At 62.7% G+C, this 20,999-nt stretch carries 24 protein-coding genes; 10 read left to right on the top strand and 14 right to left on the bottom strand.

Annotation, left to right across the window (positions count from 1 at the left end):
- Nucleotides 1-68: 68 nt before the first annotated feature.
- Nucleotides 69-260 carry a CsbD family protein gene (locus FHT75_RS07115; RefSeq protein ID WP_003546001.1) on the top strand — a complete coding sequence of 64 codons (192 nt, stop codon included), beginning with the start codon at nt 69-71 and terminating at the stop codon, nt 258-260.
- Nucleotides 261-354: 94 nt separating this feature from the next.
- Nucleotides 355-1,425 carry a putative zinc-binding metallopeptidase gene (locus tag FHT75_RS07110; RefSeq protein WP_028755756.1) on the top strand — a complete coding sequence of 357 codons (1,071 nt, stop codon included), beginning with the start codon at nt 355-357 and terminating at the stop codon, nt 1,423-1,425.
- Nucleotides 1,426-1,673: 248 nt separating this feature from the next.
- Here the strand turns inward: FHT75_RS07110 and rnhA are convergent, their stop codons facing one another.
- From rnhA to FHT75_RS07085, 5 genes are all read right to left on the bottom strand, one after another.
- Nucleotides 1,674-2,129: a ribonuclease HI gene (gene rnhA, locus FHT75_RS07105; protein ID WP_028755757.1), complete on the bottom strand. Its 456-nt coding sequence runs from the start codon at nt 2,127-2,129 to the stop codon at nt 1,674-1,676.
- Entirely contained in the window at nt 2,126-3,091 is a 966-nt protein-coding gene (locus FHT75_RS07100; RefSeq protein WP_028755758.1) for a homoserine kinase, read from the bottom strand. Before FHT75_RS07100 ends, rnhA begins: the two co-directional genes overlap by 4 nt.
- A gap of 71 nt (nt 3,092-3,162) precedes the next feature.
- The gene (ispH, locus tag FHT75_RS07095) at nt 3,163-4,164 is read right to left on the bottom strand and encodes a 4-hydroxy-3-methylbut-2-enyl diphosphate reductase (RefSeq protein ID WP_028755759.1); all 1,002 of its coding nucleotides are present in this window, start codon (nt 4,162-4,164) and stop codon (nt 3,163-3,165) included.
- A 77-nt stretch (nt 4,165-4,241) separates the two neighbouring features.
- On the bottom strand, nt 4,242-4,997 hold the full coding sequence (locus FHT75_RS07090; protein WP_028755760.1) for an SURF1 family protein: 756 nt from the start codon (nt 4,995-4,997) through the stop codon (nt 4,242-4,244).
- Nucleotides 4,990-5,370 carry a DUF983 domain-containing protein gene (locus tag FHT75_RS07085; protein WP_028755761.1) on the bottom strand — a complete coding sequence of 127 codons (381 nt, stop codon included), beginning with the start codon at nt 5,368-5,370 and terminating at the stop codon, nt 4,990-4,992. The genes FHT75_RS07090 and FHT75_RS07085 overlap by 8 nt, the downstream gene beginning before the upstream one ends.
- A gap of 134 nt (nt 5,371-5,504) precedes the next feature.
- On the opposite strand from FHT75_RS07085, the gene FHT75_RS07080 reads away from it, so the two are divergent.
- Complete coding sequence (locus FHT75_RS07080; protein WP_028755762.1) at nt 5,505-6,146, top strand: chloramphenicol phosphotransferase CPT family protein; 642 nt, start codon at nt 5,505-5,507, stop codon at nt 6,144-6,146.
- A 296-nt stretch (nt 6,147-6,442) separates the two neighbouring features.
- Here the strand turns inward: FHT75_RS07080 and FHT75_RS07075 are convergent, their stop codons facing one another.
- From FHT75_RS07075 to coxB, 6 genes are all read right to left on the bottom strand, one after another.
- Nucleotides 6,443-7,318, bottom strand: coding sequence for a cytochrome c oxidase subunit 3 (locus FHT75_RS07075; RefSeq protein ID WP_028755763.1), 876 nt, complete (start codon nt 7,316-7,318; stop codon nt 6,443-6,445).
- Between the two features lie 61 nt (nt 7,319-7,379).
- Nucleotides 7,380-7,988 carry a cytochrome c oxidase assembly protein gene (locus FHT75_RS07070; RefSeq protein ID WP_028755764.1) on the bottom strand — a complete coding sequence of 203 codons (609 nt, stop codon included), beginning with the start codon at nt 7,986-7,988 and terminating at the stop codon, nt 7,380-7,382.
- Entirely contained in the window at nt 7,985-8,125 is a 141-nt protein-coding gene (locus FHT75_RS07065) for a hypothetical protein (RefSeq protein ID WP_028755765.1), read from the bottom strand. The genes FHT75_RS07070 and FHT75_RS07065 overlap by 4 nt, the downstream gene beginning before the upstream one ends.
- A complete protein-coding gene (locus FHT75_RS07060; RefSeq protein ID WP_028755766.1) occupies nt 8,125-9,075 on the bottom strand; it encodes a heme o synthase in 951 nt (316 codons plus the stop codon). Before FHT75_RS07060 ends, FHT75_RS07065 begins: the two co-directional genes overlap by 1 nt.
- 67 nt (nt 9,076-9,142) lie before the next feature.
- Complete coding sequence (ctaD, locus tag FHT75_RS07055) at nt 9,143-10,849, bottom strand: cytochrome c oxidase subunit I (RefSeq protein ID WP_028755767.1); 1,707 nt, start codon at nt 10,847-10,849, stop codon at nt 9,143-9,145.
- Nucleotides 10,850-10,867: 18 nt separating this feature from the next.
- The gene (coxB, locus tag FHT75_RS07050) at nt 10,868-11,752 is read right to left on the bottom strand and encodes a cytochrome c oxidase subunit II (protein WP_029867860.1); all 885 of its coding nucleotides are present in this window, start codon (nt 11,750-11,752) and stop codon (nt 10,868-10,870) included.
- Between the two features lie 316 nt (nt 11,753-12,068).
- Between coxB and FHT75_RS07045 the strand changes: the two genes are divergently transcribed.
- The 4 genes from FHT75_RS07045 (at nt 12,069) to maiA (ending at nt 15,399) form a co-directional block, all read left to right on the top strand.
- Nucleotides 12,069-12,728 (top strand): invasion associated locus B family protein, encoded by a 660-nt coding sequence (locus FHT75_RS07045; protein WP_028756249.1) that lies wholly within the window; start codon nt 12,069-12,071, stop codon nt 12,726-12,728.
- Nucleotides 12,729-12,804: 76 nt separating this feature from the next.
- Nucleotides 12,805-14,220, top strand: a complete 1,416-nt coding sequence (tldD, locus tag FHT75_RS07040; RefSeq protein ID WP_028756248.1) for a metalloprotease TldD — start codon at nt 12,805-12,807, stop codon at nt 14,218-14,220.
- 17 nt (nt 14,221-14,237) lie between these two features.
- Entirely contained in the window at nt 14,238-14,729 is a 492-nt protein-coding gene (locus FHT75_RS07035; RefSeq protein WP_028756247.1) for a GNAT family N-acetyltransferase, read from the top strand.
- Between the two features lie 22 nt (nt 14,730-14,751).
- Nucleotides 14,752-15,399 (top strand): maleylacetoacetate isomerase, encoded by a 648-nt coding sequence (gene maiA, locus FHT75_RS07030; RefSeq protein WP_028756246.1) that lies wholly within the window; start codon nt 14,752-14,754, stop codon nt 15,397-15,399.
- Here the strand turns inward: maiA and FHT75_RS07025 are convergent.
- Both FHT75_RS07025 and FHT75_RS07020 read right to left on the bottom strand, forming a co-directional pair.
- Nucleotides 15,396-15,707, bottom strand: coding sequence for a pyrophosphatase (locus FHT75_RS07025; protein WP_028756245.1), 312 nt, complete (start codon nt 15,705-15,707; stop codon nt 15,396-15,398). The two genes, maiA and FHT75_RS07025, sit on opposite strands and share 4 nt — an antisense overlap.
- 82 nt (nt 15,708-15,789) lie before the next feature.
- Nucleotides 15,790-17,073 carry a D-alanyl-D-alanine carboxypeptidase family protein gene (locus tag FHT75_RS07020; RefSeq protein ID WP_028756244.1) on the bottom strand — a complete coding sequence of 428 codons (1,284 nt, stop codon included), beginning with the start codon at nt 17,071-17,073 and terminating at the stop codon, nt 15,790-15,792.
- A 262-nt stretch (nt 17,074-17,335) separates the two neighbouring features.
- On the opposite strand from FHT75_RS07020, the gene FHT75_RS07015 reads away from it, so the two are divergent.
- Nucleotides 17,336-18,373: a polysaccharide deacetylase family protein gene (locus FHT75_RS07015; protein ID WP_183844712.1), complete on the top strand. Its 1,038-nt coding sequence runs from the start codon at nt 17,336-17,338 to the stop codon at nt 18,371-18,373.
- A 5-nt stretch (nt 18,374-18,378) separates the two neighbouring features.
- Here the strand turns inward: FHT75_RS07015 and pdxH are convergent, their stop codons facing one another.
- Nucleotides 18,379-18,999 carry a pyridoxamine 5'-phosphate oxidase gene (gene pdxH / locus FHT75_RS07010; protein WP_017963103.1) on the bottom strand — a complete coding sequence of 207 codons (621 nt, stop codon included), beginning with the start codon at nt 18,997-18,999 and terminating at the stop codon, nt 18,379-18,381.
- Nucleotides 19,000-19,064: 65 nt separating this feature from the next.
- Between pdxH and FHT75_RS07005 the strand changes: the two genes are divergently transcribed.
- Both FHT75_RS07005 and FHT75_RS07000 read left to right on the top strand, forming a co-directional pair.
- Nucleotides 19,065-19,523: an RT0821/Lpp0805 family surface protein gene (locus FHT75_RS07005; RefSeq protein WP_029867866.1), complete on the top strand. Its 459-nt coding sequence runs from the start codon at nt 19,065-19,067 to the stop codon at nt 19,521-19,523.
- 267 nt (nt 19,524-19,790) lie between these two features.
- The gene (locus tag FHT75_RS07000) at nt 19,791-20,966 is read left to right on the top strand and encodes a J domain-containing protein (protein ID WP_028756336.1); all 1,176 of its coding nucleotides are present in this window, start codon (nt 19,791-19,793) and stop codon (nt 20,964-20,966) included.
- The last annotated feature ends 33 nt before the right edge of the window (nt 20,967-20,999 follow it).

Raw genomic sequence — 20,999 nt, 5'->3', positions numbered from 1 at the left:
GCCGCAAGTGACGTTTCATTTCGGCAAGCATGGGCAAGAGGCCCATGCCGACCAAGGAGACATCACATATGGGTAGCACCAGCGACAAGATTTCCGGTAAGGCAAACGAAATTGCCGGCAAGACCAAGCAGGCCGTCGGCAAGGCCACGGACGATCGCGAAATGCAGGCCAAGGGCGCCGTCCAGGAAGCCAAGGGCAAGGGCCAGGTCGCAACCGGCAAGGTCAAGGACAAGCTCAAGGGCGCCGTCGACCGGCTCTGAGCCAGACGCTCATCCTTTATCACCATGCCTGCTGCGCCCTCGCGCGGCAGGCATTTTTAATCCCCCACCCCAATGCTTTGCAGAGATAGACACGATGAAGCTTTTTGCCTGCGACAATTGCGATCAGGTCGTCCACTTCGACAATCGCCACTGCGTGCGCTGCAATCATCGCCTCGGCTTCCTGCCCGGCGATCTCGCCATGCATGCGCTGGAGCCGCGCGACGAGATCCTCTGGCAGCTGGTTTCCGATCCCGAGCGTGAGGTCCGCTTCTGCGCCAATGCCGGCCTCGACATCTGCAACTGGCTGGTGGACGGCGATGGGAACAGCGAATTCTGCGTGGCCTGCCGCCATAACCGGCTGGTGCCGAACACCGACACCCAGGACGGCATCGACCGCTGGCGGCGCATCAGCCAGGCGCAGCGCCATCTGTTCTATTCGCTCTTGCGCTGGAGGCTGCCGCATCCCGATCGGGCGCAAGACCCGCAGGGCGGCCTGGTCTTCGATTTCCTCGAGGATTCGATCGAGAGCAACGGCTATGTCGTGCCTGCTATGACCGGCCACGAGGAAGGCCTGATCACCATCCGCGCCGCGGAGGCCGACGATGCGACGCGCGAACAGGCGCGCAGTTCGATGAACGAACCCTATCGCACCTTGCTCGGCCATTTCCGCCATGAGGCCGGCCATTTCATCTGGAACAAGCTGGTGCGCGATCGCGGCGGTCTTGCCGATTTCCGCGCCGTCTTCGGCGACGAGCGGCAGGATTATGCCGCAGCCCTGCAGAGCCATTATGCCGGCGGCGCCCCCCTGGGATGGCAGGACAATTTCATCAGCGCCTATGCGGCGTCGCACCCCTGGGAAGATTTCGCCGAATGCTTCGCCCATTACCTCCATATCGTCGATACGCTGGAAACGGCCCGCGCCTTCGGCATCGCGATCGATCCGCGCGGCCATGAGGAGATATCAGGCGAGGTGGATTTCATCCCCTACCGGGCCAGAAGCGCCGAACAGCTGGTCAGCGCCTGGGTGCCGCTCAGCCTGGCGATCAACGCCATCCAGCGCAGCATGGGCCAGCCGGACTCCTACCCCTTCGTGCTGTCTTCACCTGTCGTGGCCAAGCTTGAATATCTGCACCGGCTGATCCAGGGCGCGGGGGCGGCGCAGTAGCAGCAGGCGGCGAGAGGAGCTGGAAAAGCCGTCGCATCGCTGCCGTGAGGTGCAGCGATATCCTCGCCGTCAGGTAAGTGTCCGCCCGATGGAACCCGATCTGCTATCCCGCCGACCGAGAGTTTGGCTGAAACAGGCCCCCACCCTCCGTCATCCTCGGCTCAAGGCCGAGGATGACGGAGGGTGGGGTGGGCGGAAGGCAATTCACGCATGCGGGCTTTTCCGGCCGCATGCGTGAGGCTACACCCCTAAAACGAAACCGCCTTGCCCTTCTTGAACGGCTCCATGCCGCGGCGGGCGAGTTCGTCGGCGCGTTCGTTTTCGGGGTGGCCGGCGTGGCCCTTGACCCAGTGCAGCGTCACCTTGTGGCGGCTGCGGGCTTCCTCAAGCGCCTGCCAGAGCTCGGCATTCTTCACCGGCTTCTTGTCCGCGGTCTTCCAGCCGTTTTTCTTCCAGCCGAAAATCCACTTGGAGATGCCGTCCTTGACATAGGCGCTGTCGGTATAGAGATCGACCTCGCAAGGCGTCTTCAAGGCCGATAGCGCCGAAATTGCCGCCAGCAGCTCCATGCGGTTGTTGGTCGTATCCGCCTCGCCGCCGCAAAGCTCCTTTTCGACATCGCCATAACGCAGCACCGCGCCCCAGCCGCCGGGGCCGGGATTGCCGGAGCATGCGCCGTCGGTGAAGATATCGACGTGTTTCATAGGCTCAATCCGTATTCGGCCGGCGACTTGATCTGGCGGTGGAAGCGCAGCTTGCGGAGATATTCGAGCGGGTCCTTCTTGGTGACCATGGCGCCTTCGGGCGTCGTCAGCCAGTCATAGAGCCTGGTCAGGAAGAAGCGCAGCGCCGAGCCGCGCGACAGCACCGGCAAGGCAGCTGTCTCGGCCTCGCTCAGCGGCCGGACGCTCTGGTAGCCCGCAAGCATCGCCGTGCCCTTGGTGATGTTATAGGCGCCATCCTTCTCGAAGCACCAGGCATTCAGGCAGATCGAGACGTCATAGGCGAGCAGGTCGTTGCAGGCGAAATAGAAATCGATCAGGCCGGAGAGCTCATCGCCGAGGAAGAAGACGTTATCGGGAAAGAGGTCGGCATGGATGACGCCGGCAGGCAGGCTCTGCGGCCAGTGTGCGGAGAGAAAGTCGAGTTCGCTGCGGATCTCGGTCTGCAGGCCGGGCTCGACCTCGTCGGCGCGCGCCTCGGATTTCTCCCAGAGCCCGCGCCAGCCGTCGATCGACAGCGCATTCGCCCGCTTCAGCTCGAAACCGTCGCCCGCCACGTGCATTTCGGCCAGCGCCCGGCCGACCTCGCGGCAGTGCTTGGCCTCCGGTTTTCTCAGCCACATGCCTTCGAGGAAGGAGATCAGCGCCGCCGGACGGCCGGACAGCGAGCCGAGCAGCGCGCCGTCGCGGCGCGGCAGCGGCAGTGGGCAGGACAGACCGCGGGCGGAGAGATGCTGCATCAGGCCGAGGAAGAAAGGCAGGTCAGTCTTTTCCACGCGCTTTTCATAGAGCGTCAGGATCAGCGGGTCCTTGGAAGTGTGAAGCAGGAAGTTGGAGTTTTCGACGCCTTCGGCGATGCCCTTGTAGGATAGCAGCGTGCCTGCGTCATATTCCGTCAGGAACCATTTCAGATCGTCTTCGGCGATATCGGTATAGACTGCCAAGTGAGGTCTCGTCTTTGCATTGTTGATATTGGATTGCCCGACCGACTGGCCGGGCTGCGATAAGGCTCGATCTAGCCGTTGACGAAGGCCATGTCGGCCGTCGTCAGCTCGATGCTGCGCAGTTCGCGGTTGACGAGGAAATGTTCGTTTTCCTGCACCGTCTCGGCAAGTTCGACACGGGCGTCGAAGCGGGCGCGGAAGGCCTCGATGATCTCGTTGACGATGACCTCCGGGGCGGAGGCGCCGGCGGAAAGGCCGAGCGTCGAGATCGCGCCGATCTCATCCCAGTCGAGCTCGGCGGCGCGCTGCACGAGGATCGATTTCTTCGCCCCTGCCCTGAGCGCCACTTCGACGAGGCGTTTGGAATTGGACGAATTCGGGGCGCCGACGATGATGAAGAGATCGCAGCCGGGGGCCGCCTGCTTCACCACTTCCTGGCGGTTGGTCGTCGCATAACAGATCGAATCGGCCGCCGGCGCCGTCAGGTTCGGGAAGCGCTCATGCAGGCGGGTGATGACGCCGGCCGTATCGTCGACCGACAGCGTCGTCTGGGTGACATAGCCGAGATTGTCGGGATCGGCAGGCGTATAGGCGTCGGCATCCTCGATCGTCTCGATCAGCGACACCGAGCCCTCCGGCAGTTGCCCCATCGTGCCGATCACCTCGGGATGGCCGGCATGGCCGATCAGGACGACATGGCGGCCGAGGCGATTGTGGCGCATCGCCTGCTTGTGGACCTTGGAGACCAGCGGGCAGGTGGCGTCGAGATAGAAGAGGTTGCGGCTTGTCGCATCCTCGGGCACGGATTTCGGCACGCCATGGGCGGAGAAGACCACCGGCTGGGCGCGATGTTCGGCCGGGATTTCGTCCAGTTCCTCGACGAAGACGGCGCCCTTGGCCTCCAGCCCTTCGACCACATAACGATTGTGGACGATCTCGTGACGCACATAGACCGGCGCGCCATAGGATTTCAGCGCCAGCACGACGATCTGGATGGCGCGGTCGACGCCGGCGCAGAAGCCGCGCGGGCCGCAGAGCCTGATCGTCAAAGGAGGTTTCGCCGCAATATTCATGTCTGTTCCGTCAAGAATTCCGTCCCGCATGGGAATAAGGGACCTCTAGCCCAATATGGCCAGGAATTGAAGCAATACTATTGCGGGGGTGCCTTGCTCCCCTTGCGGAACCAGGAAATCGCCACCACGATGATGAGCACGGCGGCAAGCCCGTACCAGGTGAAGGCATATTGCAGATGGTCGTTCGGCAGGTCGACCTGGGTGACGCCGCCGATCGGCAGGCCGGCCGGATTCGGGGTGGAATCGGCATCGACGAAAAAGGGAATGACGCGGGCCTTGTCCAGCCCGACGCTCTCCGCCATGACGTCGAGATCCTTCCAGTAGAAGATGTTCTTGGCGACGTCGTTGTCGGGCACCACCCAGGACGGTTTGCCGGGAAGCTTTTGGCGCGCCAGGCCGGTGACGGTCTGCTGGTCCGTCAGCTGGCCCTGCATGCGCATCTCCGGCTCCTTGTTCTCGAAGGGAACGAAGCCGCGATTGACGAAGAGCGCGCGCCCGTCGGCAAGCTCCAGCGGGGTATAGATGTAATAGCCGGTCTGGCCGCGCCAGGTGGCGAAGAAGTGCCGCTCCTTGTTGTTGACATAGCGACCGGTGGCGGTGACCTTGCGGTATTCGATATCGCCACTTGCAGCCGCCATCGCCTCGATATCGGCCAGCGGCACGGGTGCTGCGACCTGCCGTTCGGCGATATCGGCAAGCAGGCCCTCCTTCCAGTGGAGGCGTTCCACCTGCCAGGTGCCGAGCGAAATCAGGATGGCAAGCGCGATCAGCACCAGGATGCCGGTTGCCACAGGCAGCCGGCGGCGCGGGGCGGCATGGTCGATATCAATCACTCAGGCGTCCTTCGCGGGCATTATGACGGTATTGCATGGCGATCAGGATGCCCTTGAACCAGCGCAGTGTCATGAGCGACAGGACGATCGTCAGCGGAGCAAAGAGCATGATATGCACCCAGATCGGCGGTCCGTAATTCACCTGCAGCCACAGCACCATGCCGATGATGATGAAGCCGACGATGAGGATGACGAAGACGGCCGGGCCGTCACCGGAATCGGCGAAGGAATAATCGAGGCCGCAGGCGGCGCAGCGCGGCTTCAGGGCCAACAGGCCATCAAACAGCTTGCCCTCGCCGCAGCGCGGGCAGCAGCCCTTGATGCCGGTTTTTACCGGATCGACGGGGGGAAAATGGGCGCTGTCCTCGTTCATGCCATTCCTTTGCGTACCCTTGCGGCCGCGGCTTTTTCGACGCTGCCTTAACTCTCCCATAAATTATTCGCAGGACGAAGGGAAATGCCTGCGCTTTTTCGCCTCAGCGATTCGCGCCAAACAGAAGAAGACTGATGACTAACGATAGCCACTCCGCACAGATCATCATCCTGAACGGCGCGCCGCGCAGCGGAAAATCCAGCATTGCGCGCGCAGTCCAGGAACATTTCGACGGGCCGTGGATCAACCTCGGCGTTGACAGCTACAATGCCATGACACCGAAGCGCTACCTCCCGGGCATCGGCCTCAGGCCGGGCGGCGAACGGCCGGACCTCGAAGAGCTGGTGCCGTTCCTCTATGCCGCCCTTTACGAGTCGATCGCCATCCATGCCGGGTTCGGCCTCAATGTCATCGCCGATCTCGGCCACCATGACAGCTATACCAAGCCGCTCGGCATTCTTGCCGATTGCGCCCGGCGACTGGAGGATTTTCCCGTGCTGTTCGTCGGCGTGCGCTGTCCGATCGAGACAATCATGCAGCGGCGCGAAACTGCCCAGGAAGGGCGCGAGACGCTTTATCTCAGGGCCACGGAGGAAGTGCCCATTCCAGAACCGGTGCAACGCTGGCAGGACGAGGTGCATCGGCCCGGCATCTACGATATGGAGGTCGATACGTCAGTGCTGACACCGCTCGAATGCGCCGAGGCGATCCGCCATCAGCTGGATCTCGGCATTCCCGAACCTTCGGCCTTCGAACGGATCGCCGGGGCGCGCTGAGGCGATGGTGAGCGGGCGCGGAGCCCTTACCTCGGTCGCAGAGATTGCCGGCGGCGGCCCCTCATCCGGCTGCCGGCGCCTTCTCCCCGTAAACGGGGCGAAGGGGATACGCCGCACCCTCTCCGTTCCCACAGGCCCTCTCGCGGGGCACGTCCCCTCTCCCCGTCAGAACGGGGAGAGGGTTAGGATGAGGGGCCGCCATTGGCGCGAACAGTCGTGACCGAGGTCGAGTAAACCGACACCCACCAACAAAAAAGGCGGGCACCAGGCCCGCCTTTTCTCAAATATCGTTCCGATCAGCCGGCGACCGGTGCGCCCCAGCCGCCCCAGACGTAGATGCAGAAGAACAGGAACAGCCAGACGACGTCGACGAAGTGCCAGTACCAGGCGGCTGCCTCGAAGCCGAAATGCTGCTTCGGGGTGAAGTCGCCGCGCAGCGCGCGGATCAGGCAGACAGCCAAGAAGATCGTGCCGACCAGAACGTGGAAACCATGAAAGCCGGTCGCCATGAAGAAGGTCGCGCCGTAGATCGAATTCTTGAAGTCGAAGGGCGCGTGGGCATATTCGTAAGCCTGGACGCTGGAAAAGAAGATACCAAGCAGCACCGTCAGCGTCAGGCCCTGGACCAGGCCCTTGCGGTCGTTGTGCAGCAGCGCATGGTGCGCCCAGGTGACCGTCGTGCCCGAGAGCAGCAGAATGACCGTGTTGTAGATCGGCAGGTGCCAGGGATCGAGGACCTCGATGCCCTTCGGCGGCCAGACGCCACCGGTGTAAAGCAGGCGCGAGGCCTGGATCGCTTCGTTCGGATAGAGGCTGGCGTCGAAATAGGCCCAGAACCAGGCAACGAAGAACATCACTTCCGAAGCGATGAACATGATCATGCCGTAGCGCAGGTGCAGCGAGACGACGCGGGTGTGGGCGCCCTCATGGGCTTCCTTCACCGTATCGGCCCACCAGCCGTACATGACATAGATGACCAGAGCGAAGCCGATATAGAAAAGCCAGGGATTGGCAAGCTCCGCGCCGGCGACCTTGAACGAACCGCCGTTCAGGTAGCGCATGTAGCAGACGCCGCCGATCGCCATGATGAAGGCGCCGAGCGAGGCGAGAATCGGCCACGGGCTCGGATCGATGATGTGATAGTCGTGATTCTTCTGATGAGCATCGGCCATGTAGCTATCCCCGGATGTCTTCCTTCACTCCGCTCCCGGCATAGCCGGAAACGAGCCTTGATCAAAGTTTCTTTTCAATCTTCTCCGCTCCACCCTCATTCGAAGCCAGCGGCTTCGGACCCTCTTTCGGGTAGAACGTATATGACAGCGTCACCGTATGGATGTTCTTGGATTCCACCGCCTTGACGATGTCAGGATCGATGTAGAACACCACCGGCATGTCGAGCTTCTCGCCCGGCTTCAGGTCCGTTTCCGTAAAGCAGAAACATTGCACCTTGTTGAAATAGACGCCCGCCTCGCCCGGGGTGACGTTGAACACCGCCTGGCCGCGCTGTGTTTCGTTCGAGCGATTCTCGGCGGTGAAATTCACCTGAATGGTCTCGCCGATCTTCGGATTGACCTCACGCTCGACCGGTTTGAAGTCCCACTGCAGGCCGGGCGCGACATTGGCGTCGAAGGTGACGCGCATGGTGCGGTCGAGCACGACGCTCGACACCTGGTCGACGCGCTGGGTCGTGCCGTTATAACCGGTCACCTGGCAGAAGATGCGGTAGAGCGGTACGGCGGCATAGCTCATCGCCCCCATGCCGAAGACGAAGCTCAGGCACATCATCACGACGGCGCCGTTGTTGCGGCCCTGCTTCTTCGGTGTACCGGCGTTTTCGCTCATCCCGCCATTCCCCCGCCGATCTTCACGATGGTGATCGCGTAGAAGAGAATGACGAGGCCGGCAAGCACCAGCCCGAGGGCGACGTTGCGGTTGCGGCGCGACTTGCGCTGCGCTTCCGTCAGCTTGACCATTTCCATCAGAACCAACCTCCCGCATGCGAGACCAGCACCGAAGCCAGCCGGTCGATCATCAAGGCGGAGAACACGGCGAAGAGATAGAAGATCGAGAAGCCGAAGAGCTTCTTCGCCGGGATCATCTTCAGATCGCCGTCGGGCATGCGCCAGACGGCGATGGAACAGTATATGAAGATCGCGCCGAGCACCGCAGCGACGAAGCCGTAGCCGAGGCTCGCGAAACCGAGGACGGTCGGCAAGACTGCGCAGATGGCGGTCAGCACCGCATAGGCGACGATCTGATGCTTGGTCACCCGCTCGCCGGCGACATTCGGCAGCATCGGCACGCCGACGGCCTCGTAATCGCGCATCTTGAAGAGGGCAAGCGCCCAGAAATGCGCCGGCGTCCACAGGAAGATGATCATGAACAGCACGGTGCTCTCGATCGTCACGCTGTTGGTCACGCAGGCCCAGCCGATCATCGGCGGGAAGGCGCCGGCGGCGCCGCCGATGACGATGTTCTGCGGCGTCGAGCGCTTCAGCCACATGGTGTAGATGACGGCGTAGAAGAAGATGGTGAAGGCGAGGATGCCGGCCGAGAGCCAGTTGACGGCCAGGCCGAGGATCACCACCGAAAAGCCCGAGAGCACCAGGCCGAAGGCGAGCGCCTCCGACGGCGCGATGCGGCCGGCCGGGATCGGACGGTTGGCGGTGCGGCTCATGACGGCGTCGATATCGGCGTCATACCACATGTTCAGCGCCCCGGAGGCGCCGGCGCCGACGGCGATACAGAGAATGGCGATCAGGCCGAGGACGGGATGGATATGGCCCGGCGCCAGCACGAGACCGGCAAAGGCAGTGAAGACCACGAGCGACATCACCCGTGGCTTCAACAATTCGAAATAATCGCGCGCACTCGCTTCCGACAATTCGCCGTCCTTTGCAAGCGCCCCGTGATTGTCGATGACCGTCATCATTCCGTCCTGCATGTCTCAAGATCAGGACGCCGTATCGAATGCGGCGTCCTGATGTCCGCGCAAATTACTTGATGCGCGGAAGCTGTTCCCACTGGTGATAGGGCGGCGGCGAAGGCAGCTGCCATTCGAGCGTCGTCGCACCCTCACCCCACGGATTGTCGCCGGCGACGCGCTTCTTGGCGAAGGCTTCGAAGACGCCGTAGAGGAAGATCAGCACACCGAAGGCCGAGATGTAGGAGCCGATGGAGGACACATAGTTCCAGCCGGCAAAGGCATCCGGATAGTCGATGTAGCGGCGCGGCATGCCGGCGAGGCCGAGGAAGTGCTGCGGGAAGAACACCAGGTTGACGCCGATGAACATGATCCAGAAATGCAGCTTGCCGACGAACTCGTTGTACATGTAGCCGGTCATCTTCGGGAACCAGTAGTACCAGCCGGCGAAGATCGCGAAGACGGCGCCGAGCGACAGAACGTAGTGGAAGTGAGCCACGACGTAATAGGTGTCATGCAGCGAGCGGTCGAGACCGGCATTGGCGAGCTGGACGCCGGTGACGCCGCCGACCGTGAACAGGAAGATGAAGCCGATCGCCCAGAGCATCGGCGTGCGGAACGAGATCGAGCCGCCCCACATCGTCGCGATCCAGGAGAAGATCTTCACGCCCGTCGGAACGGCGATGACCATCGTGGCGAAGACGAAGTAGCGCTGCGCGTCGAGCGACAGGCCGACCGTGTACATGTGGTGGGCCCAGACGACGAAGCCGACGGCGCCGATCGCGACCATGGCGTAGGCCATGCCGAGATAGCCGAAGATCGGCTTCTTCGAGAAGGTCGAGATGATGTGGCTGATCATGCCGAAGCCCGGCAGGATGAGGATGTAGACCTCGGGGTGACCGAAGAACCAGAACAGGTGCTGGTAAAGGATCGGGTCGCCGCCGCCTTCCGGAGAGAAGAAGGAGGTGCCGAAGTTGCGGTCGGTGAGCAGCATGGTGATGCCGCCTGCCAGAACCGGCAGCGACAGCAAGAGCAGGAAGGCGGTGATCAGCACGGACCAGGCAAACAGCGGCATCTTGTGCAGCGTCATGCCCGGAGCGCGCATGTTGAGGATCGTGGTGATGAAGTTGATCGCACCGAGGATCGACGAGGCGCCGGCAATGTGGAGCGCAAAGATCGCAAGGTCGACCGCCGGTCCCGGCGTGCCGCTTGTCGCCAGCGGCGGATACATCGTCCAGCCACCACCCGTGCCATAGGCGCCTGCCGGGCCTTCGACGAACATCGACAGCAGCAGCAGCGCGAAGGCGGGAACGATCAGCCAGAAGGAGATGTTGTTCAGGCGCGGGAAGGCCATGTCGGGCGCGCCGATCATGATCGGCACCATCCAGTTGGCGAAGCCGCCGATCATCGCCGGCATGACCATGAAGAAGATCATGATCAGCGCGTGCGCTGTGGTGAACATGTTGAACATCTGCTTGGCGCCATCGATCGCGGCATCGCCTTCATAGCCGTAGACCATCGAGGCCAGGCCGTGGAAGATCTGGATGCCCGGCTCCTGCAGCTCCATGCGCATGGCAACCGACAGCGCGCCGCCGATGATGCCGGCAATGATCGCGAAGATCAGGTAGAGCGTGCCGATGTCCTTGTGGTTGGTCGAGAACAGCCAGCGATTGGCAAAGCTCGGCTTGTGCCCGTGATCGTGGTGATCGTGATCGTCATGCGCGTGGTCGTGATGGGCGTGATCATGAGAATGATCGTCGTGAGCGGAAGGTCCAGCCATTGTCCCGATCCCCTTTAATTACTGTGCTTCGGCAACGTCGAGGGTCTTTGCGGGACCATCGGTTGCGGCCATGAGTGTCTTGTAGGCGCCGGGCAGGTCGCTGGCGGCCGTGGTCAGCCACTGCTTATACTTGTCCTCGGAGACGACGCGGATGGCGATCGGCATGAACGCATGGTCCTTGCCGCAGAGCTCGGAACACTGGCCATAGAACAGGCCTTCGCGCTCGGCCCTGAACCAGGTCTCGTTCAGACGGCCCGGCACGGCATCGATCTTGACGCCGAAGGACGGCATGGCGAAAGCGTGGATGACGTCGGTCGGCGCCGAGGTCACGAGAACGCGGACCGTCTTGTTGACCGGCAGGACCAGCTCGTTATCGACGGCGAGAAGCCTGGGATAGATCGACTTGTCTTCCTTGCCGGCGCTCGCGCGGTCCTGATCCTTCAGGAGGTAGGAATCGAAAGCGAGCGGGCTTTCGCCCGAGCCTTCATATTCATAGTTCCACTGCCACTGGGTGGCGGTCGCCTTGATGGTGACGTCGGGATTTTCAGGCAGCGTCAGCTGCGCCGTCAGCAGGTTGAACGAAGGAATGGCGAGAAGGAGCAGCACCAGGACCGGCCCCACGGTCCAGGCAACCTCGATCAGCGTATTGTGGCTCGTCTTCGAGGGAACCGGGTTCGCGCTGGCGCGGAACTTGACGCAGACGACGATGAGCAGGACCAGAACGAAGAGCGTGATCGGAACGATAAACCACAGGGTATATTGTTCGAACCAGTGGATTTCCCGCATGATCGGCGTTGCCGCCGGCTGCAGCGTTGCCTGCCACGGCGTTGGCTGGTCGGCATATGTGCCGGAAGCAAAAAGCAGACAGACCAGCGTGGTCAGGGCTGCATAAGCCTTCTTCATCACCTTATTATCTCCCTCGAGCGCTTGACCTGCAAAATAGAACGCAGAATCCTTGCCATCTTCAGCGCTTCAAACCACAGTTTGGCATTTGCCGCAACAGGTCAGAGCAATTGTCTATGCGGCATTTTTGCTCAAAGTGTAGGCAGCCCTGAACGGCAAAACATCCCAAGTTTTTCATCAGCATATGAAAAATCGGCTTTCCGGCCAATCCGCGCGCCGCACATTATTTCGGAAAGGTCCAATTTCCGCCGCAGTCCCCCGGTTTTCACGGGGTGGGGCTTTTCATTTTTGGTGGGCAGCTTCAACAATAGCCGCAATGATTCGATATCCAGAGGTTTCCATGGGTTTCCGTTCCCTCGTGCAGTCGCTTCTCGTGACTGCCAGCATCGCGGCCGCAGCGACGACGCCCGTTTTCGCACAGCAACCCACGCCGTCACAGGCCAAGCCGCCCGCTGCCGCGCCGGCCCCTGCCCCCGCGCCGCAACAGCCGAATGCCGCCAAGCCGAATATCGAACAGGTGACGCCCGGCCAGACGCAGCCGCAGGCGCCGGGCACGGTGAAGTCCAATCACGGCGCATGGTCTGTCGTCTGCGACAAGCCGGCCGGGGCTGCGACCGAACAATGCGCGCTGATGCAGAATGTTATCGCCGAGGATCGTCCAGAAGTCGGGCTTTCCGTCGTCGTCTTGAAGACGGCCGACCGCAAGTCGAAGATTCTCCGCGTGCTCGCGCCGCTCGGCGTGCTGCTGCCGAACGGCCTCGGGCTCAATGTCGACGGCAAGGATATCGGCCGCGCCTATTTCGTCCGCTGCTTCGCCGATGGCTGTTATGCCGAGGTCGTGCTCGAGGACGAACTGCTCAAGACCTTCCGCAGCGGCGCCCAGGCAACCTTCATCGTCTTCCAGACCCCGGAAGAAGGCATCGGCATCCCGGTCGACCTCAAGGGCTTCGCCGAAGGCTTCGACGCCCTGCCCTGAGGCCGGGGCTTGCTCGGACTATCCAACAGACCTACATCGGCTATGAGCACTCCTGCTCTTCAGCGGAGCACAAGACATGACCACCGATCTCCTGACGCTTTTCGATGCCGATGAAGCGACGATGCGCAAGCATGTGGCCGAGGCGCTGTCCGGCGCCGATGACGGCGAACTGTTCATTGAGCATGCGCAGGCGGAAGCGCTGACCTTCGACAATGGCCGGCTGAAGGGCGGCAGCTTCAACACCGAACAGGGTTTCGGCCTGCGCGCCGTTGCCGGCGAAGCTGTGGGTTACGCGCATGCCGGCGATCTGTCGGTGGCAGCGCTGAAGCGGGCGGCCGATGCGGTCGGCGCGGTGACGCGCGGCTATTCCGGCTCCTATGCCGCCGCACCCCAGGGCACCAACAAGAAATTCTACAGCGACGAGAACCCGATCGGCCAGCCGAGCTTCGAGGAAAAGGTCAAGGTCCTGCAGGACATCGACGCCTATCTCAGGGGCAAGGACGATAAGGTGCGGCAGGTGACGGCCTCGGTCGCCGCCAGCTGGCAGGTCGTCGATATCCTGCGCGCTGACGGGCACCGCGTGCGCGACATCAGGCCGATGACGCGCATCAACATTTCGGTGATGGTCGGCGAAGGCGAGCGGCAGGAGAGCGGCTCCTACGGCCATGGCGGGCGCATCGGCTTCGGTGACTTCATCGCCGAGGGCAGCTGGCAATATGGCGCCGACGAGGCGCTGCGCCAGGCGCTCGTCAATCTCGAGGCGATCGATGCGCCGGCGGGCACGATGGACGTTGTGCTCGGCTCCGGCTGGCCGGGCGTCATGCTGCACGAGGCGGTCGGTCACGGGCTGGAAGGCGATTTCAACCGCAAGAAGACGTCGGCCTTTTCAGGCCTTCTCGGCCAGATGGTCGCCGCGCCCGGCGTCACCGTCGTCGACGACGGCACGATCGACAACCGCCGCGGCTCGATCACCATCGACGACGAGGGCACGCCGTCGGCCTACAACGTGCTGATCGAAAACGGCAAGCTCGTCGGCTACATGCAGGATCGGCAGAATGCCCGGCTGATGGGTATGGCGCCCACCGGCAACGGCCGCCGCCAGGGCTATGCGCATGTGCCGATGCCGCGCATGACCAACACCTATATGCTCAGTGGCGACAAGACGCCCGAGGAGATCATCGCCTCGGTGAAGAAGGGCATCTATGCCGTCTCCTTCGGCGGCGGCCAGGTGGATATCACCTCCGGCAAGTTCGTCTTCGGCTGCACCGAGGCCTATCTGATCGAGAACGGCAAGGTCGGCGCGCCGATCAAGGGCGCCATGCTGATCGGCAACGGACCGGATGCAATGAAACGGGTGTCGATGATCGGCAACGACATGAAGCTCGATACCGGTATCGGCAATTGCGGCAAGGCCGGCCAATGGGTTCCCGTCGGCGTCGGCCAGCCGCATCTGCGCATGGATCAGGTGACGGTCGGCGGCACGCAGACCTGAGGCGAAAGGATTCTCAGATGGCGGACATCGAAATCAGAACCTTCACATCAGATGACGCCGATGCCGTGCTTTCGGTGATCCTGCCGATCCAGCGCGAGGAATTCGGCATCGACATCACCGCGGATGCGCAGCCGGATCTCAGGGTCATCCCGGATTTCTACCAGTCCGGCAAAGGGCAGTTCTGGGTCGCCGTCAAGGACGGCGCCATCGTCGGCACGGTCGGGCTGAAGGATATCGGCAACAACCAGGCGGCGCTGCGCAAGATGTTCGTCTCAGCCGAGGTTCGCGGCCGCGAACACGGCGTGGCGGCGCTGCTCCTCGATCGCCTGATCGCTCACGCCAGGGATGCCGGCATCACCGATATCTTCCTCGGCACGACGGACAAGTTCGTCGCCGCGCATCGTTTTTACGAGAAGAACGGCTTTAGCGAGATTGCCAAGAGCGCTCTGCCCCGCTCCTTTCCGCTGATGGCGGTGGACAGCAAATTCTACCGATATAAGGTCGGCTGACTCCAGCTTTGGGACGGTAATGATGCTGCTGATCTCGCGATGGCAGAATTCGGCGGGTGAACGGGTGCGGATCGCCCTCAACCTCAAGGGCATTTCCTATCGTTACGTTCCGGTGAGTTCGCTTGAGCCCGGAGAGTATCACAGACTCAATCCGCAGGGGCTGCTGCCGGCACTCGATATCGGCGACGGCCGTGTCGTGCCGCAGTCGTCAGCGATCCTCTCCTATATCGAGGAGGCCTATCCCGACCCGAGCCTCCTGCCCGAGGATCCCGCACTGCGCGCCGAGGCGAGAGGTTTTGCCGCCCATATCGCTGCGGAAATGCACGCTCTGACAGTTCAGCGCGTCCGGCATTTCCTGCGCGATGAACTCAGCGCTGGCGAAGCCGAGGTGAAACGGTGGCTCGCGCGCTGGCTGGGCCTCGGCTTTACCGCGCTCGAAGAGACGCTCAGACAGCGCAAGGTCTCGTCGCCCTTCTGTTTCGGCGATCGTCCGGGCTGGGCCGACCTGCATCTCATTCCGCAGATGAGCAATGCCCGCCGTCTCGGCCATGATCTTTCGCCCTATCCGCTGCTGCTTGCGGTCGAACAGCGCTGCGTGACGCTTGAAGCCTTCCGGTCGGCAAGGCCGGAGGCGCAGCCGGATTTTCCGAAGATAGACGATCCCTCTTAAAACGTGTTGCCCGGCCGAAACAGCCACTTGCGTTCGATCGCGGCGGCAAGATCGAGATCGTTGTGGCGGGAAAACAGCAGAAGATGGCCGAGAACGTCGGCGGTCTCGTCGGCCAGGTCGCGCTGCATGTCTTCAGGAGAGCGGCCTTTCGCACGGCCGCGGCCAGTCAGCCGGTTCCATGCCTGGGTCAGTTCACCCATTTCCTCCTGCAGTTTCAGCAGGAACCAGTCGGCATCGCGCTCGATGTTGTTGGCAGCGACGTGAACAGAGGATGAGATTTCGAACTGGTCGGCGAGACGACGCAACATGGATGTTCTCCTTTTGTTTACGGAGGAGACGCTGATTCCCGTTGCTTGTCCAGGGTGAATTGTCGCAGTGGTGTCGCGGCGATCAGCTGTGGTCCGGCAGCAGCATGCAGTCATAGGAGCGTTGCCTCAGCGCATCGCAGGCCGAGACGGCGGCATCCTTGCTGGCGAAGCCGACGAAGCGGGCGCGATAGATCCTGTTGGCCCCCTGCCCGACAGCCTCGGTATAGGGCGAGGCGGAAACGAGCGGCGCGCCGCCTTCCGACTGCGCCTGGGCGAGAAGCGCACGCGCCGCATCGGCGCTGGGAGCAGCCGAGATCTGGATCTGCCAGTCGCCATCGGCCCTCTCTGCCGATGTCTTCGGCGTCTTGCCGGCGTTCAGGATCTCCTCCATCGCGACCGGACGCTCCAGCGGCACGACGGCGTCATCGGCATAAGCCAGGCTCTTGGCCCCGAGATCATCGGCCGGCCGCGGTGCGTTGAGCGGCACCGGAACATCGGAATCGTCGGCGGCGGACGCGACTTCGACAGCCTCCTTGGCGCCGACGCTCGCCACCAGCTTGGCGCCGCCGGAAGAGGAGGCACGGCCGAGGTAACGGTCGAGCAAACCAGCCATCTTGGCGTCGCGGCTGCGGGCGGTGCGGCCGCCGAGCACGACGCCGACCACGCGGCGGTTGCCGTCCTTGACGGCGCTGACGAGGTTGAAGCCGGAAGCGTTGGTGTAGCCCGTCTTGATGCCGTCCATGCCCTGGTAGCGGTACATGAGATTGTTGTGGCCGCGCACGGTGCGGCCGCGGAAATTGAAGCTTGCCGCCGAAAACAGGCGGTATTCGTTCGGATAGTTCTTCATCAGCGCGACGGCGAGCGTCGACATGTCGCGCGCCGTGGTCACCTGGCGGCCGTCCGGCAGGCCGGAGGCGTTGACGAAGACGGTGCGGCTCATGCCGAGCTGGCGGGCCTTGGCCGTCATCATCCGGGCAAAAGCGCTTTCAGAGCCGGCGAGCTTCTCGCCCATGGCGGAGGCGGCATCATTGGCGGATTTGACGATCATGCCATAGACCGCCTCGCGCACGGTGATCGTGCCGCCGGCCTTGACGCCAAGCTTGGTCGGCGGCCGGGCGGCGGCGTATTTCGACATTGTGATCGGAGTATCCCAGGCGATCTTGCCGCGTTTCAGCGCCTCGAAGGTGAGATAGAGCGTCATCATCTTCGTCAGCGAGGCCGGATGGTTCAGCGTATCGGCGTTTTCAGCGGCGAGAACCTTGCCTGTACGGGCATCGAGGATCAGCGAAGCGTTGCCGGCAAGGGCTGCAAGCGGCGCCGAAACGGCAAGCGTTACGGTCAAAACAGCCGCCAAAAGCTTTCTCATACACTTCCCCTCATCTGCTTGCCCCTGACGCTGGCCCCTGATGCGCTGGCCCTTCAAACGTTGATCCGCGACAGGACCGGCATTTGTGCCGTAATGTGACAGAAGCCGTAAGTTTGGCGCGACTTTGAGGCAACGCCTATCATTTTTCTAGTCTTTTCATCGCCTTGGTTAACAAGAAATCAAAGACCCGTGCCGAATCGGGATTCAGCAAGGCTTAAGTCGCCGCTGCTAGGTTCCCGCATAGGCAAGGGACGGACGGCGCATGACGGGACAATTCAAGCGGTTGGCAAAACGCGCGGCGATCGGCGCCGGGCTCGAGCTTTCCTGGCTGCTCGCCGCTGCCGGACTGATGCGCGAAGCGCGCGGACGTGGTGTCGTCTTCACGCTGCACCATGTCCGCCCGCATGTACCGCAAGCCTTCGCGCCGAATGCGCATCTCGAAATCACCCCGCGTTTTCTCGACGCGGCGCTCAGCCGGTTGCGGCGGAAGGGCTATCGCTTCGTGCCGCTCGATCAGGTGCCGGTGCTGCTGGCAGAATCCGAGGGCGGGCCGCCGTTCGCAGCCTTCACGCTCGACGACGGATACCGCAACAATGTGGAATATGCGCTGCCGGTGTTCGAGCGGCATCAGGCGCCGTTTACGGTATTCGTCGCGAAGGGTTTTGCCGAGGGCTCGCATAGTATCTGGTGGGAGACGCTCGCCATCCTCCTGCGCCGGGCACCGGAAATCCGCTTCGATTTCGGCCGCGGCAGCGAGCGGCTGGGGCTCGACACCCCGCAGCAGCAATGGACTGCCTTCGATCGTTTCGCCGCTTACATCCACGGCTCCAACGAGGCGCATGCCGTCGCCGCCATCGATATGCTGGCACGGGAAAACGGCATCGAGCCGACGGATATCGTCCGCGATCTGGTGATGGATCCCGACGAATTGCAATGGCTGGCGACACATCCGCTCGCATCCCTCGGCGCCCATACGATCAGCCATCGCGCGCTCGCCCGCCTGCCGGAAGCCGAAGCGCGAATCGAAATGCAGGTTTCGGCGGATTATGTCGAGGCGGTGGCCGGCATCCGTCCCGATACGATCGCCTATCCCTACGGCACGCCGGCGGCTGCGACCGCCCGCGAGGCGCGCATTGCGCGCAATCTCGGCTTTACCCTCGCGGTCACCACGCAACCCGGGCTGCCGGCAGCACAGCTGACCGGCTATCTCCCGCGCCTTTCGCTCAACGGCTTCTACCAGAAGCGGCGCTACGTCTCGGCGCTCGCCTCCGGGATCCCGCTGAAGCTGATGGGCAGGTAAGCCTGTCAGGGATACATCCGCACCTTGTCCCATTCGCCTTCCGGTGAAGGCCGGCGGAATTCGACACGGTCATGCAGGCGGAATTTCTGGTCCTTCCAGAATTCGATCGAGGTCGGGCGGATGCGAAAGCCCGACCAGTGGGCCGGGCGCGGAATCTCGCCGATGGCATAACGGGCGGTATATTCGGCCACGGCTTTCTCCAGCGCGAATCGGCTCTCGAGCGGGCGGGACTGCTTGGACGCCCAGGCGCCGATGCGGCTGCCGCGCGCACGCGTCTTGAAATAGGCGTCGGCTTCGGCATCGGTGACGATCTCGACGGGGCCGCGCAGCCTCACCTGGCGGCGCAGGCTTTTCCAGTGAAAGCACATGGCGGCCTTTTTCTGGCCCAGAATTTCACGGCCTTTCTGACTCTCGAAATTGGTGTAGAAGACGAAACCGTCTTCATCGAATCCCTTCAGGAGAACCATGCGGACATTGGGAAGACCATCCTCATCGACCGTTGCCAGCGCCACCGCGTTCGGGTCATTGGGTTCGGAAGCCTCCGCTTCTTTCAGCCATTCGGCAAAGAGCTTGAAGGGTTCGCCACTTTCGGTAAAGTCACCGCTTGTTAACTCGTTTGCCGACATATTGGTTCAAATGCCCCGGATTATTCAAAACTCGCCCAGCTTTTGGTAACTGGACAGGACGCAGGGTGGAAGTCATAGCAAAGTCATATCGCCATACAAAGAGCCTGCGGCGACGCAGCAGCGCGTTCTTCGTCATCGGCGTCGCCATGCTTTCGCTTTCCGGCTGCGTTGGCAGCGGCATGGATTTCTTGAGCGAGGCCAAGGTCGACCGCTCGGTTGCCACCGGCACCGTGCCGCAGACGCCGCCGAGCACCGACACGCTTTCCGACGAGATGACCGTGCGCAACGCCGTGACCTCGGCCGACGTGCAGCGGCTCGAGGGCCAGCCGCTTCCCTGGGCGAATGCATCGACGGGCAGCGCCGGCGTCATCGAAACCATCGTCGAGAACAACGAGCAAGGCCAGGTCTGCCGCCAGTTCCGCACGACCCGGCATTCCTATGTCGGCATCGCCAAATTCTACGGCAAGACCTGCCTCGTCGGCGGCGGCAACTGGCAGCTTTTGAGCTTTCAGCCGGAAAGTTGATCCCGCGGGAAAGCTGATCCGGCTCGCCGACAGGTTAACGCCCGACGCCTTTCCGCCGAATGCTTAGCAAAGAGCTAACCATTCGGGGCGAAACACCCCACATCTCTCCATAGAAATAAGAAGTGATTAGCAACTCCAACGCACGATCGGCGTTGAGAGTGGCTCTCCCTGCCTTTTGCGGCGGGTGGCGCCGCGCACTTGATATTGGAGTTTCGGGGTGCCGGGCAAGGACGTGGCTTCCCGCATCGCAACACCGGCGGTTTTGACATGCGCGATCCTTACAAAATTCTGGGCGTCAAGCGCGACGCGGCAGCAGACGAGATCAAGGCGGCTTGGCGCAACATGGCCAAATCAGCCCATCCCGACCACAATCAGGGCGACCCGACGGCGACGGCCCGGTTCGCCGAGATCGGCCGCGCCTATGAAACGCTGAAGGACCCGCGTAAACGCAGCCTGTTCGACAATGCCGTGCGGATGGCGGAAGCCAAGAAACAAGAACAGACGATCATGCAGCAGCGCCAGGCCGCGCGCGAGGCTGCGATCCGCGCCAAGGCGGCGCAGGCCAATGCCGAGCGGGTGATGGAAGAGCTTGCACGCGCCGCCCAGAAGTCGGCCGCCGAAGGCGCCAGGCAACAGGCGGGAGCGGCTGAGCCTGCCGACGAGATGGTGGAGCGCATTTTCGGCGCCCAGGCGCGCGCTGCGGCCGGCGGCCAGGCGCAGGGCCGCGCCCAGCAGGCACAATACCAGCAGACACAGAATCAGCAGACGGGCGAGACCGGCAGGCGCGCAGACGGCGACGCCGCCGAGGCCGAGCCCAAGGGCGACGAGGAGACCGGCGAGGCTGCGGCCAATGCCGGCGCCAACCTGCCGCTGCCGCTCAGCATCCTGACAAACCTGGTGCGCCGTTTCACCGGCGCCAAGGATACCGGCCTGGAAAAGGCACCGGATGAGGTGACGACGGCGACGGTGACGATCGACGACGTCTTGAAGAGCGGCTGGATCACCGCGTCGCTGCCGGAGGGCCGCGAAATCGGCTTCGCGTTGCCGGCAGGCACGACGGACGGTCATGAGATCAGGCTCAAGGGTCAAGGCTTCAAGCTGCCGGGCATGCAGCGGGGCGACGCCGTCATCAACATCCGCATCGCAGCCGATCCGCGCTTCACCGTCGACGGTTTCGATCTGCACGCGGTGCTGCCGCTCAGCATCGAAAATGCCGTGCTCGGCACCGAGGCGCGCATCGAGGGGCCGAGCGGGCCGCTCAAGATTACCATTCCCGCATGGTCGGGCTCGGACAAGACGATCAGAATCCCCGACCAGGGATTGCCCCGCGAAGAGGGTGGGAGAGGCGATCTCGTCGTCGAATTGCGCATTATCCTGTGGGAAAAGCCCGACGACAAAGTCACCGATCTCATGCGGAGCATGCGCGAAGGCCTGTTCCTGTGAAATTTTTATGACAATCGCACCCTTTGTTACGAT

Source organism: Rhizobium sp. BK112, from assembly GCF_014193215.1.
GTDB classification, from domain to species: Bacteria; Pseudomonadota; Alphaproteobacteria; order Rhizobiales; family Rhizobiaceae; genus Rhizobium; species Rhizobium anhuiense.
The sequence above is the reverse complement of the archived record's forward strand: the minus strand, read 5'-3'. Positions and strand labels throughout refer to the sequence as shown.

Coding starts and splice junctions, on each gene's coding strand:
- coxB (WP_029867860.1), bottom strand. CDS start 11,752: ATGAAGAAGGCTTATGCAGCCCTGACCACGCTGGTCTGTCTGCTTTTT.
- FHT75_RS07060 (WP_028755766.1), bottom strand. CDS start 9,075: ATGACGGTCATCGACAATCACGGGGCGCTTGCAAAGGACGGCGAATTG.
- rnhA (WP_028755757.1), bottom strand. CDS start 2,129: ATGAAACACGTCGATATCTTCACCGACGGCGCATGCTCCGGCAATCCC.
- FHT75_RS07015 (WP_183844712.1), top strand. CDS start 17,336: ATGACGGGACAATTCAAGCGGTTGGCAAAACGCGCGGCGATCGGCGCC.
- FHT75_RS07115 (WP_003546001.1), top strand. CDS start 69: ATGGGTAGCACCAGCGACAAGATTTCCGGTAAGGCAAACGAAATTGCC.
- ispH (WP_028755759.1), bottom strand. CDS start 4,164: ATGAATATTGCGGCGAAACCTCCTTTGACGATCAGGCTCTGCGGCCCG.
- FHT75_RS07070 (WP_028755764.1), bottom strand. CDS start 7,988: ATGAGCGAAAACGCCGGTACACCGAAGAAGCAGGGCCGCAACAACGGC.
- FHT75_RS07035 (WP_028756247.1), top strand. CDS start 14,238: ATGGCGGACATCGAAATCAGAACCTTCACATCAGATGACGCCGATGCC.
- ctaD (WP_028755767.1), bottom strand. CDS start 10,849: ATGGCTGGACCTTCCGCTCACGACGATCATTCTCATGATCACGCCCAT.
- FHT75_RS07025 (WP_028756245.1), bottom strand. CDS start 15,707: ATGTTGCGTCGTCTCGCCGACCAGTTCGAAATCTCATCCTCTGTTCAC.
- tldD (WP_028756248.1), top strand. CDS start 12,805: ATGACCACCGATCTCCTGACGCTTTTCGATGCCGATGAAGCGACGATG.
- FHT75_RS07020 (WP_028756244.1), bottom strand. CDS start 17,073: ATGAGAAAGCTTTTGGCGGCTGTTTTGACCGTAACGCTTGCCGTTTCG.
- FHT75_RS07110 (WP_028755756.1), top strand. CDS start 355: ATGAAGCTTTTTGCCTGCGACAATTGCGATCAGGTCGTCCACTTCGAC.
- FHT75_RS07045 (WP_028756249.1), top strand. CDS start 12,069: ATGATTCGATATCCAGAGGTTTCCATGGGTTTCCGTTCCCTCGTGCAG.
- FHT75_RS07075 (WP_028755763.1), bottom strand. CDS start 7,318: ATGGCCGATGCTCATCAGAAGAATCACGACTATCACATCATCGATCCG.
- FHT75_RS07000 (WP_028756336.1), top strand. CDS start 19,791: ATGCGCGATCCTTACAAAATTCTGGGCGTCAAGCGCGACGCGGCAGCA.
- FHT75_RS07065 (WP_028755765.1), bottom strand. CDS start 8,125: ATGGAAATGGTCAAGCTGACGGAAGCGCAGCGCAAGTCGCGCCGCAAC.
- pdxH (WP_017963103.1), bottom strand. CDS start 18,999: ATGTCGGCAAACGAGTTAACAAGCGGTGACTTTACCGAAAGTGGCGAA.
- FHT75_RS07085 (WP_028755761.1), bottom strand. CDS start 5,370: ATGAACGAGGACAGCGCCCATTTTCCCCCCGTCGATCCGGTAAAAACC.
- FHT75_RS07080 (WP_028755762.1), top strand. CDS start 5,505: ATGACTAACGATAGCCACTCCGCACAGATCATCATCCTGAACGGCGCG.
- maiA (WP_028756246.1), top strand. CDS start 14,752: ATGCTGCTGATCTCGCGATGGCAGAATTCGGCGGGTGAACGGGTGCGG.